Annotated in this window: 15 protein-coding genes and 1 tRNA gene; 10 read left to right on the forward strand and 6 right to left on the reverse strand. The window is 50.9% G+C overall.

The features are described from left to right. Positions 1 to 217: NAD(P)-binding domain-containing protein (locus OEY64_07495; GenBank protein ID MDH5542793.1), on the reverse strand; the 217-nt coding region annotated here is incomplete at its 3' end. Positions 218 to 226: 9 nt separating this feature from the next. After that, a complete protein-coding gene (locus OEY64_07500) occupies positions 227 to 955 on the reverse strand; it encodes a YggS family pyridoxal phosphate-dependent enzyme (protein MDH5542794.1) in 729 nt (242 codons plus the stop codon). A 226-nt stretch (positions 956 to 1,181) separates the two neighbouring features. Between OEY64_07500 and OEY64_07505 the strand changes: the two genes are divergently transcribed. From OEY64_07505 to mtgA, 6 genes are all read left to right on the forward strand, one after another. Beyond that, positions 1,182 to 1,415 (forward strand): hypothetical protein, encoded by a 234-nt coding sequence (locus OEY64_07505; protein MDH5542795.1) that lies wholly within the window; start codon positions 1,182 to 1,184, stop codon positions 1,413 to 1,415. 107 nt (positions 1,416 to 1,522) lie between these two features. Beyond that, positions 1,523 to 3,082, forward strand: coding sequence for a ribonuclease Y (gene rny / locus OEY64_07510; GenBank protein ID MDH5542796.1), 1,560 nt, complete (start codon positions 1,523 to 1,525; stop codon positions 3,080 to 3,082). A gap of 19 nt (positions 3,083 to 3,101) precedes the next feature. Further along, a complete protein-coding gene (locus OEY64_07515; protein MDH5542797.1) occupies positions 3,102 to 3,905 on the forward strand; it encodes a TIGR00282 family metallophosphoesterase in 804 nt (267 codons plus the stop codon). 105 nt (positions 3,906 to 4,010) lie between these two features. Next, positions 4,011 to 4,084: transfer RNA gene (locus OEY64_07520), tRNA-Cys, on the forward strand. Positions 4,085 to 4,112: 28 nt separating this feature from the next. Further along, positions 4,113 to 5,303, forward strand: coding sequence for a DegT/DnrJ/EryC1/StrS family aminotransferase (locus tag OEY64_07525; GenBank protein MDH5542798.1), 1,191 nt, complete (start codon positions 4,113 to 4,115; stop codon positions 5,301 to 5,303). Between the two features lie 69 nt (positions 5,304 to 5,372). Beyond that, positions 5,373 to 6,137 (forward strand): monofunctional biosynthetic peptidoglycan transglycosylase, encoded by a 765-nt coding sequence (gene mtgA, locus OEY64_07530; protein MDH5542799.1) that lies wholly within the window; start codon positions 5,373 to 5,375, stop codon positions 6,135 to 6,137. A 99-nt stretch (positions 6,138 to 6,236) separates the two neighbouring features. On the opposite strand, the gene OEY64_07535 is transcribed toward mtgA, so the two are convergent. Both OEY64_07535 and OEY64_07540 read right to left on the reverse strand, forming a co-directional pair. Further along, on the reverse strand, positions 6,237 to 6,776 hold the full coding sequence (locus tag OEY64_07535; GenBank protein MDH5542800.1) for a YaeQ family protein: 540 nt from the start codon (positions 6,774 to 6,776) through the stop codon (positions 6,237 to 6,239). Then, positions 6,751 to 6,906 carry a hypothetical protein gene (locus OEY64_07540; protein MDH5542801.1) on the reverse strand — a complete coding sequence of 52 codons (156 nt, stop codon included), beginning with the start codon at positions 6,904 to 6,906 and terminating at the stop codon, positions 6,751 to 6,753. Before OEY64_07540 ends, OEY64_07535 begins: the two co-directional genes overlap by 26 nt. A gap of 227 nt (positions 6,907 to 7,133) precedes the next feature. Here OEY64_07540 and OEY64_07545 point away from each other — a divergent pair, with 227 nt between their 5' ends. From OEY64_07545 to OEY64_07555, 3 genes are all read left to right on the forward strand, one after another. Beyond that, positions 7,134 to 7,376: a type II toxin-antitoxin system HicB family antitoxin gene (locus tag OEY64_07545; GenBank protein MDH5542802.1), complete on the forward strand. Its 243-nt coding sequence runs from the start codon at positions 7,134 to 7,136 to the stop codon at positions 7,374 to 7,376. Continuing rightward, on the forward strand, positions 7,376 to 7,600 hold the full coding sequence (locus OEY64_07550; GenBank protein ID MDH5542803.1) for a type II toxin-antitoxin system HicA family toxin: 225 nt from the start codon (positions 7,376 to 7,378) through the stop codon (positions 7,598 to 7,600). Before OEY64_07545 ends, OEY64_07550 begins: the two co-directional genes overlap by 1 nt. 63 nt (positions 7,601 to 7,663) lie before the next feature. After that, a complete protein-coding gene (locus OEY64_07555) occupies positions 7,664 to 7,981 on the forward strand; it encodes a hypothetical protein (GenBank protein MDH5542804.1) in 318 nt (105 codons plus the stop codon). Here OEY64_07555 and larA read toward each other — a convergent pair. Both larA and OEY64_07565 read right to left on the reverse strand, forming a co-directional pair. Then, the gene (gene larA, locus OEY64_07560; protein ID MDH5542805.1) at positions 7,892 to 9,166 is read right to left on the reverse strand and encodes a nickel-dependent lactate racemase; all 1,275 of its coding nucleotides are present in this window, start codon (positions 9,164 to 9,166) and stop codon (positions 7,892 to 7,894) included. The two genes, OEY64_07555 and larA, sit on opposite strands and share 90 nt — an antisense overlap. A 1-nt stretch (position 9,167) precedes the next feature. After that, a complete protein-coding gene (locus OEY64_07565) occupies positions 9,168 to 10,163 on the reverse strand; it encodes a dipeptide ABC transporter ATP-binding protein (protein MDH5542806.1) in 996 nt (331 codons plus the stop codon). A 146-nt stretch (positions 10,164 to 10,309) separates the two neighbouring features. Here OEY64_07565 and OEY64_07570 point away from each other — a divergent pair, with 146 nt between their 5' ends. After that, a complete protein-coding gene (locus OEY64_07570) occupies positions 10,310 to 11,695 on the forward strand; it encodes a serine/threonine-protein kinase (protein ID MDH5542807.1) in 1,386 nt (461 codons plus the stop codon). Positions 11,696 to 11,713 lie beyond the last annotated feature (18 nt).

The raw sequence follows: 11,713 nt of genomic DNA on the forward strand, positions 1-11,713 counted from the left end.
CGGCGAGAATTATCATGTCATTTTCTTTAATCATCTTCTCGTTGTCGCCGGAGGTTTGTACGGAGTACTCCCGTTCCATGTACTCAAGCCTGTCGGCCCGAATGTCAGTCATGGTGATGTCGGCAGGTTTTGCCATCCCTGATTTCCGCAATCCCTTCACCAGCGCCTCGGCCATGAAACCGCTTCCGATGAAACCTATCTTCCTTCCGCTCAGCATCCGTCTACCCTACGCGTCCCTTTCTCCGAAAATTGCCGTACCGATTCGAACGATCGTGGAACCCTCCTCGATAGCGACTTCATAATCGCCGGACATCCCGAAAGAGAGGATATCCATCGATACCCCTTCAAATCCTCTTTTGGTTATCTCCCCTTTAAGCTCCGCCACTCTTTTGAAAAACGGCCTGCTATACTCCGCGTTGTCATTCGGTGGAGCCGGAGGTATCGCCATCAAACCCCTTATCCTTGCAAAAGGGAGGAGAGATATCCGCTCGGTTTCCGCGATTACCTCTGAAGGGTGCAGACCGTGCTTTGAATCCTCTTCCCCGATATTCACCTGCAGGAGCATATCCTGCGGCGCCAGCTTCCTCACGGACGCAAGGCGGTTTATTTCAATCGCAAGTTCATACGAATCAACGGAATGTATTAAACAGAAATTACCAAGGACGTATTTTACCTTATTTTTCTGAAGGTGTCCGATAAAGTGCCAATCGGCAGGGAGACCTACCATCTCCTGTTTTTCCCTCGCCTCCTGCACCCTGTTCTCTCCAACAGCCGTAATACCGGCCCTTATCGCCGCGCGAATGGAATCTATCTCAACCATCTTTGTTACGGCCAGTAGGGTTACCCCGCCGGGATCGCGCCCCGCTCTCTCGGCCGCTTTGGCAATCTTCCCTTTTATTACAGATAGATTATGCGATATCCGCTTTTCCAAAAGGTCATCATTTCCGATTGCCATATTGAATCGGATTATATCCCAGTTTTACTACTATTTCCCCTTATGTATCAAAATTGATACACTTTAAAAAACAATATCAATATTCATTGACAACCTTACAAGTTTCAATATATTGTATCTGACAGGGAAATAGAAATTGAAAGAGCCGTAAGATTCATGGCTGTCTGGAAAAGAGAGAGTCGGTTTTACGGGACAAGGCTGGAAAATCAAGAGGTTTTCTGTAGGAATGATTTTTAAACTGATAGGGTTTCTAATCGGCTTGAAGAGGCCGGTAATTTGTGGCGCCGGGGAATTAAACTTCTCCACATCACGGATAAGCAAAAATGACGATTCCAGTAACCATAATGGTTACAGATGGAAAAATGAATTAAAAGGTTCTTTGAAAACTGTTCAGAACATTTTCGCAGAATCTACAGGTATTGCAATACCGGTTCAAGTTCATTCGATAGCAACAAGATAGAATAGACCTTTCAGTTTAATGGATCGCTCCTCGGGATCCTTCATATCCAGTCTTGTATTTGCCTAATGGTCAAAGGACTTAGCGCCTTTTTTTAGGAGAGATATGAGATGAACGGTACTTCGACACTAACCTACTTCGGTATCAGCCTTGCGGCATTCGGGCTTGGTTTCGCGGTGAACTGGCTGATCGAATCAAGAAAAATAATGAAAGCCAAGAACAAGGCCGCACAGATACTTCGAAACGCGAAGAAGGACGCGGATAACATCATGCGCGACTCCCTTCTTGAATCGAAGGAAGCGATACTCAAGGTGCGCAATGAATTCGAAAAAGAGATGCGCGAATCAAAGCGGGAACAGATGAACACCGACAGGCGTCTGCAACAGAGGCAGAATACGCTCGACAGGAAACTGGATCAGATAGAACAGCGTGAAAACGAGTTTGAAGCCAGGGAAAAAGAGCTACAGCACCAGATGGACAAGGCTAAAGCCTCCGAAAAAAGATATGAGGACATGCTGTCGGAACAGATCGCCAGGATGGAAAAAATCGCCAACATGTCGAGCACAGAAGCAAAGGATGAACTCAAAAACCAGCTTTACGAACAGGCCCGAAATGAATCCGCAATGACCATTAAAAAAATAGACGACCAGGCAAAGGCAGAAGCTCATATCAAGGCGCAGAAGACTATCGGACTTGCAATACAGAGGTGCGCGGCCGACACGGTAGCGGAATCCACAGTCTCGGTAGTGCCGCTTGAGGGTGACGAAATGAAGGGGCGCATTATCGGTCGCGAAGGGCGAAACATCAAGGCTATCGAAACCCTCACTGGCGTAGACCTCATAATCGACGATACTCCGGAAGCGGTCATCCTTTCATGCTACGACCCTATCAAAAGGGAGATCGCCCGCCGTGCGCTGGAAAAACTTATTCATGACGGACGAATTCATCCGGCCCGCATCGAAGACATTATCAACAAGGTCAAGAAGGAGCTCGACAGGGCGATCATCGAGGAGGGTGAGAAGGCGGCGCTGGAAGTCGGTTGCGACGGCATCCACCCCGAGATCATCAAATCTCTTGGGCGCCTGAAATACAGAACCTCATATTCGCAGAACGTGCTTCTCCATTCCAAAGAGGTAGCGTATCTCGCGGGGATGATGGCCGCGGAACTAGGACTGGATGAAAAAGTTGCCCGCAGGGCGGGACTCCTTCACGACATAGGAAAAGCCACGAGCCACGAGGTGGAAGGAAAACATACCACCATAGGAGCCGACCTTGCCAGAAGATACCAGGAAAAACCGATCGTTATTAACTCGATCGAATCGCACCACGAGGACGTGGAAGCGGAATCTGTAATAGCAACTCTCGTTGCCGCCGCGGACGCCCTTAGCGCCTCCCGCCCCGGAGCGAGATCGGAAATGCTCGAAGCCTATGTAAAAAGACTCAAACAGCTTGAGGAGATAACGAACTCTTTCGCCGGAGTGGAAAAGACCTTCGCCATTCAGGCTGGCCGCGAAATAAGGGTCTCTGTTCTGCCCGACAAGATAGACGACGGAAAAGCGTATATTCTCGCCAAGGATATCGCCAAGAAGATCGAGAACGAGATGTCCTACCCTGGCGAAATAAAGGTAACCGTTATCAGGGAAACAAGAGTTACCGAGTTCGCGCGGTAATCCGGCGGACGCGCCCCAGATGAAGACACTAATTATTGGCGACATAATCGGCAATATCGGCAGGGAAACCCTGAAGGCCACTTTGCCGAAGGTTGTAGACATGTATAAGGTCGATTGCGTGATAGCCAACGGCGAAAATCTCGCCGGCGGTTTCGGGATCACCAAGGGAACAGCCGATCAGATCTTCGAGATGGGTGTGGACGTTATCACCTCCGGCAACCATATCTGGGACAAAAAGGAAGCGCTTAAACTCCTTGACCACGAAAAGAGGATATTGCGCCCTCACAACTACCCGCCGAACACGGTGCCCGGCACCGGCGCGAGGGTTTATGACATAAACGGTTTCAAGATCGGCGTCATAAATCTCATGGGGAGGGTATTCATGAACTTTTACGACGACCCTTTCAGGTCGGCTGACGAGATACTGGGGTGGATTAAAAATGAAACGAACCTGATATTCGTCGATTTTCACGGCGAGGCAACCTCCGAAAAACAGGCGATGGGATACTATCTCGACGGGAGGGTCACCTCCATAACATGCACCCATACGCATGTGCAGACCGCCGATGAGAGGATACTCAATGGCGGATCGGCATACATCACCGATGTCGGGATGGTCGGCCCGATAGATTCCATTATCGGGCTGAAAAGGGAAGAGGCTATGCGCCGTTTCCACACCCTCATCCCGCAACGCTTCATGGAAGTGCCGGAAGGGGAAGGAATAATGTGCGCGGTATTGGTGGAAGCGGATGAAAAAACCGGCAAGGCGAAATCAATTACCAGGCTCCAGCTGAAATATGACGGAAAAAGGAAAATGCATTAGCCCGGCAACTCCGGCACATACCGACCGGTCTCTGCTGAAAAACTTTTAAAACAGCGCTATATGGCGTTATATCAAGTTGGGTGTATAATGCTCATCTTTGCATGGGGCACCGTCGCCAAGTGGTAAGGCCGCGGACTGCAAATCCGCTATCCCCGGTTCGAATCCGGGCGGTGCCTCCAATTAATCCCCGCAAAAGGAATTTCCCGAATGTTGTCACGGTACAGACCCTCCTTTGGCGTCAGTGAATTCGCCGCCGCACTCCGCATCCCTCGCACAGACGATGTCGAAATATTCGAAACTGCGTTCGCGCAAAAACTTGGACACAAACACGCAATAGCCTTCCCGTACGGACGCACAGGACTCTCCCTTCTCCTCGAAGCGCTTGGAATAAAGGGGAAGGAGATCATCTGCCCAGCCTACACATGCGTTGTAGTGCCGAACGCAATCGCGCATAGCGGGAACTCCCCGGTCTTCGTCGACTGCGAAGAGAACGGGTTCAACATGGATCTCGATTTGGCGCTTGAGGCGATTACCGAAAATACGGCGGCGATCATCGCAACATCCCTTTTCGGCGAACCTGTCGACCTCGACAGGCTGAATGCCATCCAGAGGGAACATGGACATATCAAGATCATCCAGGACTGCGCGCACGCTTTCACCGCCGAATGGAAAGGGAGGCCTGTGCGAAAACATGGCGTCGCCGCCCTCTACGGCCTTAGCATAAGCAAGCCGATGACATCCATCTTCGGAGGGATGGTCGCCACTGACGACGATGAACTCGCCAGGAGACTCCGAAGCATTTCCAGGGAACGTCTGAAACCGGCGCCCCTTCTCAAGTCGATAAGGAGATTTTTCTATCTTCTCTTTGCATCCTTCGCCTTCATCCAGCCCGTTTACGCGCTCCTTAACAGGCTGGAGAGAGCCGGGATATCCAATCCTATATTCACCGACGATGACGGAGGCGAAACAGGGATGCCGAACGATTTCCTTATCGCGATGTCACCGCTGGAGGCGAGGGTCGGCATGGCGCAACTGGAGAAGCTGGACCGGATAGCGGAGAGCTGTAAAAAACTCGCGAAAATCTACAATGAAATCCTGGATGGCACACCGTTCCTCCGCCTCCCCCCGGCAACGGAAGGTTCCGTCTACTCGACCTACGCGGCGCGCATCTCACCGCCGGAACCGCTCGTCGAATTCATGGAAAAACAGGGGATAGAGCTTGGGCGGTTCATCGAATACTCGGTTGAAGAGCTTGAAGGTTTCAAATCGTGCAAATATATCGGGAACAAGCTGTCGCAACGATATTCCGAAACGGTGCTGAACCTTCCGACAGGCCCGCATATTGACGAAATTTCGGCAAGGAAGGTCTGCCGTCTTATAATGGAATTTACAGGATAAAACATGGTCGAGAACGGATGAAAGAGAGAATGGATGTTTCGAAACAGCTTATTTATTTTTAAGGTGCGGATGTTTATCTGGCGGTTTGAGCCTTTCTTCCGCAGATTGAAAAGGATCGTGGTCCTTTCCGCCCTGGTGACCATCCCCGCGGGGGGACTTGTAGGATATTCTCTGACCTACCCCGACATCTCCTCACTTAAAACCAAAAACCCGAAGAAAACCTCTTTCATGCAACTGAGGGAGAATGAGTGGGAACGAAAGGGGAGGAAGAAGAAGGTTGTCCAGCAGTGGATCCCGCTTGCGAATATATCACCGTTCCTTGTCGACGCAGTGCTGATACGGGAGGACGACAAGTTCTGGAACCATGACGGATTCGATATCGACGGAATACAAAACGCCCTGATAAAGGATATCAAGGAACTGGAACTTAAAGCGGGAGGGAGCACAATCACGCAACAGCTGGCGAAGAACCTTTTCCTCTCCGCGAAGAAAACGCCGACCCGGAAGCTCCGCGAAGCGATAATCACATGGCGGATGGAGCAGACATTATCCAAGAGAAGAATTCTCGAACTCTATCTGAACGTCGCCGAGTGGGGCGATGGGATTTTCGGCGCCGAGGCGGCCGCACGGCACTACTTCAATAAACCGGCGACGGAACTGACGCTAGAAGAGGCTACACGTCTAGCAATAGCTTTGCCGAACCCGCGCAAGATAAATCCCATCGGTGATTCGGAGTATGTGACAGAGCAGTCGGCAAACATCTACCGTGCGGTGGTAAAGCGGCACAAGGGTGAGGCTTTATACGAGGGACTGGAGCCTGAGCCGGAGGGATAGCGCACCCATCTCACTGCTATTCCAAACCGTTAGGAACAGAACTTCACAGCTCTCCTCGATTCTGACGGAGGATCAAGGAACGATCTACTGCCAAATCTACTACCCCTGCAGCAACTCAGGCTCGACAGCGATATTCCTCTTTGAATCGTCGAGCCAAATCTGCCCATCCTGAATGGTGCACTGAAGAGCCATCGTCCTGTCGGCCATCTCGCCTAGCGCTTTGGTTGCCGGGTATGGCAGGGCGATAACCTTCAGGTTCTCATGGCGCGCTACTTTTTCGCCTATACCGTCCCACCACGGTTGAACCGGTCGCCCGCCGTAGGCGTAAACGTAAACCTGTTTTGCGCGGTTGCACGCCTTCTTTATTCTCCGCTCGTCCGGGAGACCAACGTCTATCCAGATTTCGATTTCGTCCGTCATGCTTTTCTGCCAGATATCCGGCTCATCCTCGGAAGAGACCCCTTCGGTAAATTTGAGATCCTCCGAGGCGTGAAGCGCGAACGCAAGAAGGCGCACCATCATCCGCTCCGCCGTCTCTGATGGATGTTGCGCGATAGTAACGGACATCTCCTCGAAATAGCTCCTGTCCATATCCGACACATTGAGTTTTACTTTATATACCGTCGCCTTCGTCGCCATCTTGTTCTACTTCTTCTCCATCGCTATAAACATTTCGACTCCCTTTCTCATTCCTGCCCCGCTCTTCCGCGTCATTCCCGCCCCGCATAAAGTGCGTGGTAAACTCCGGCGGGGATCCAGCTTTCAACATACTTTATCCCTTTGCCGTAAATATAACCATAGCCACTGACCGGCATTTGGGACTAACCAATACAGCGCTCCTCACTTCACAGGTTGCCTTTTCCTCTCCCGCCTCCGCGCAGAACAACTCCATTGCTGGCCGAACTGCTTCCGATAATTTAACCCCCTAATACAAATTCGGCTATAATCGAAACGAAAGCAAAACTGCTCAATAAATAGAGAAGCGGAGGTATGTATATGAGCGAGGTTTACTTTAAACTGCATCTTGAAGCTCTTGAAGAGGGCGGGTACGTTGCCACTAGCAAAGATCTCCCCGGTCTTGTAGCACAAGGGAGAACATTGTCTGAAACTATCGAAATAGCCCATGACGTAGCCAGAAAGCTTATAGAATCCTACAAAGAACATGGCGACCCTATGCCCGAAGGAATCAGGAAACCGGACAAGGAAATTGATATCGATATCGCAGTCGGAATTGGTTAATGGGGCCGCTTGCAGGCTTTCGGTATGTGGAAGTAGTACGCAAACTTAAAAAGGCCGGATTTGAGTTCGATAGAAATGCCAAGGGGAGCCATGAAATATGGAGAAATCCCGTTACCCGTTTAAGGACAACCGTTCCAAACCATCCTGGCGATATGCCGGAGGGAACACTAAGAGCCATACTGAAACAGGCCGGAATAAAAGTAGAGGATTTTCTCAATATTTGACCTGATAAAGAGACCCATAAAACGAATATCAAAGATGGCACTTTCATTTGGAGAGAGAATAAAATGAAAAAGAAATGGATGGGCGAACTCGAAACAATCATGGAACAAAAGGATCCTAATGTTCGGAGACAAAAGCTTAATGAACTGGCAATACATATGGGTGTTTCAGTAGCCGCTATTGCAACTGCAAACGGCGTTATCGAGGAAAACCTTATCATTGAAAGAATAGAACAAAGAATTCTTTTACATAATAGAGAAAGGATAATTGAAAAGGAGAATTTAGACCTTATCTCACTTCGCTATCGGCATGAAGGAGGAGGCGTGTTTGATGAGGAAGGCGTCAAGCTCGTTATCCCCCACTATCTTTTGCGCTTCCTTTAACGCATCATCTAAAGTTCGGACGGGGGTCATCCCCATCCTGATCACAGCTTCATCCGGCAACGATGAAAGGAGGAACACCTTCACCGCTTCCGTTTTCTCCCTTGTCGCCATCGCTGTCTGTCCGTTGATGACGAAATTTTTCCGCAATGCCATGTCCATCTCGCCAACGGAGCGATGATCGAACCACTTTAAAAAATCGGCGTTCCCGATACCGTCGCGGCACTCCGCCAGCAACACCAGTACGCCGCCAGGCTTCACGCCCCTGTATGCAAAATCGAGCGACTTCTGCGACTGTATAAAGTTGATATCCGCCGGATAACCTCCGCATGAAGCGATGACAACATCACCCTTCCCTTTAATCGGAACCACCGAGAGCGATTCCGCCTCCTTCACCGCCTCGGCAAAGGAATCCTCTAACGTGCCGCCATTTATGAATACGATTATCCCCTCCTCATCCAGCACCGTATTGATGACGAAATCGACGCCTGCCATCTTCGCCGCTTCCGTCGCCGCTATGTGCATCGGGTTCCCTTCCAGTATCCCCGCCCCGATACGTGGATGCCGTCCGCTCCCTTCCGCATTCAGCGACAGCCTGTGAAAATCGATGCAGTTCTCATGCGATGCGACACCCGGCATTATCGCTTTCCGCCCACCGCCGAATCCGGCCAGGTAATGGAGCTTCACCCCGCCGATGATAATCTTCCCATCCGCCTCGGCGACATCCCTGTTTAGCATCAGCGGTTTGCCGAGAAAAGCGCCGACATCCGCCAGTTCCCCCCGCGCATCGTGGTCGACGCATCTGTATTTCGAATATATCTCTTCACCTACGATGGCGCGCTTCTCTTCCTCGCTCTGTCCCGGATGTATCCCGGTCGCAAATATGATAGTGATATCCGCAATTCCGATTTTCTCAAGCCGTTCCAATACCGTCGGCAAAAGAATATCGACCCCGCACCTCCGCGTTTTATCTGGCACGACTATCGCGACCCTCTTCCTGTCTTTGAATATCGCATTGAAAGGCCGGGAGCCGACCGGATTATCAAGTATCTTTTCCAGTAGCGCAGTTACATCACGGAGAGGCTTCTTCTTCGGCGCGGTCAGCTCTTCAAGCCGCCAGTTTTGGGGAACGCTCGCGCCAACTTTTCCGGAACCGTACGGTAGAGAGATATTCCGCGCGGACGGCACCCTAAGGCACCCTCACCATGCACGCGGCCCGATGGCTTCCGCTTGAGGAGGAGGCTACACCTTTCAGTGATTGACGGATATCCCTGCACGCTTCCACCTTTACCGGGCATCGTGTATGGAAATAACAGCCCGACGGGGGATTTGCGGGGGAAGGAATATCGCCGCCTATGACAATCTTTCCGGTTTTCCTTTTCGGGTCTGGCACCGGCACGGACGAGAGGAGCGCTTCCGTGTACGGGTGGACAGGGTTGGCGAAAAGCTCTTCCCTTGTCCCCTCTTCGACTATCTGGCCTAGGTACATCACGGCGACGCGATGGCTGACATGTCGGATGACGGAGAGGTCGTGCGAGATGAAGAGGTAGGCAATCCCGTAATCCTCTTTCAGCTTTTGCAGAAGATTGAGCACCTGCGCCTGCACAGATACGTCAAGCGCCGAGACCGGCTCGTCCGCGACAATGAAATTCGGGTTCAGTGCGATGGCGCGGGCGATCCCTATCCTCTGCCTCTGCCCCCCGCTGAATTCGTGCGGATACCTCCGGGAATGCTCAGGCCTTAACCCCACCTGGGCGAGGAGCGATGCCACTCTCTCATCGAGTTCGCTCCCGGAAGCCAGTTTATGTATTTCAAGCGGTTCAGCGACTATCTTCCCGACTGTCATGCGAGGATTCAGCGATGCATATGGATCCTGAAAAATTATCTGCATGCGCCGTCTTGTTCCGCGCAGCTCTTCGCGCTTCATTGAAAGGATATCCTTCCCTTCAAACCGCACTTCGCCGGATGTTGGCTCTATCAGGCGGAGAACGGAACGCCCGAGCGTTGTCTTGCCGCACCCGCTTTCCCCAACAAGGCCAAGCGTCTCGCCGGGATATACTTTGAAGGATACATCGTCGACAGCCTTTACGTTTCCGGTCCGGCGCGCGAGGATCCCCCCATGGATGGGGAACCATGTCCGCAGATTTTTCGCTTCAAGTAACGCTCCATTATTCACGCGCATCATTATATAACGGGAACGCCCCGATTCGGTTTTCCCGCCATTTTTTTATTCCCTGCCGGTTATGCATTAGGCATGAATTCCTCATATAATACCCTGAGAGGAGCAGTTTCCCCGGGGGGAGTTAACGCCGAATAATTTGGGAAGAAGATATGACCGTTGAGATACCGGAAACTATCGGCCGCTACCAGATAAAGAAGAAGGTCGGCCAGGGAGCCATGGGTGTCGTCTATCTCGGATATGACGAGATGATAGACCGCAAAGTCGCCGTAAAATACCTGCGCCTGGAGAAGATCAAAAATGACTCTGAAAGGAGCAAGATCGTCGATCTTTTCTTCAAGGAAGCGAAGATAATCGGTAAGCTGAACCATAACCACATTACCTCCATATACGACATAGGTATCCATGACGATTACCCCTTCCTTGTGATGGAATTCGTAAGTGGCAGGACCATAAAAGAGTACATTGCGAAAAAGGTACCGATACCGATAGACAGCCTCCTTAGGCTCCTGGCAATGACCGCAAGAGGTCTCCACTACGCCCACCTGCGCGGAATACTGCACAGGGACATCAAGCCGGCAAATATTATGATAACTCCGACCAATTACCCGAAAATAATGGATTTCGGCATTGCCAGGATAATGGACAGTTCAAAACTCCCTTCGTCACCTGAAACTGGCGGAAAGGAAGAGAGCGAAAAGGGCTTTGTACTGGGAACTCCTCACTACATGTCGCCAGAGCAGATACGGGGAAAGGATCTGGATCAGCGGTCGGATGTCTTCTCCCTCGGTGTTATGGCCTATGAATGGATATCCGGCAAAAAACCGTTCAACGGGAAGAATCTCCAAGAGGTAATTACATCCATCATCAAGCAGGAGCCGGAACCCCTGGACAAGATATCGAACATCGACAAGAGGATAAGCGACCTCATACATCGCGCGATGGGGAAAAAACCGGAGCACCGATATCAGAATGCCGAGGCTTTTTCCGACACCATTGAGCTGGTGCTGACCGCCATTGAGAAAAAGGCGTCCGAAGAGGCCGAAAACCTCAGCGCCACCGGCACCTTCTCCTACGACCAGCTCCGGGTGGTGCACGAGCTGAAAAAGAACTACATCTTTTTCGCCGATTTCACGGAAGATGAACTATTCACTATTTTCAGCATGTCAAACAAAGAGAAATTTGAAAAAGGGGAAGTGATAATCCAGGAGGGAACATCCGGCGCAAAGATGTACGTCATTCTGAAAGGCGCCGTAATAATCACCAAGATAGTCGATGGAAAGAATGTAGAGGTAAAGAGGCTAAAGGCGGGAGAATGTTTCGGCGAGATGACTATAGTTGACAAGATGCCGAGATCCGCAACCGTTGCAGCCATGGAATCTACCCTTCTGATTGCCATTAACGAGATTGTCCTTCGAACATCAAAGCCCGAACTATGCCTGAAACTTTATAAAAGTTTGGCGGCAATGATCTCCGAAAAACTGAGAGCAAGAGACACCGAATACGCGGAAATGATAAGCTCAAAGCCTGCCAGATAGGAAATCCCCGGCATTTTC

Source organism: Nitrospinota bacterium (assembly GCA_029881495.1).
Lineage (GTDB): Bacteria > Nitrospinota_A > UBA7883 > JACRGQ01 > JACRGQ01 > JAOUMJ01.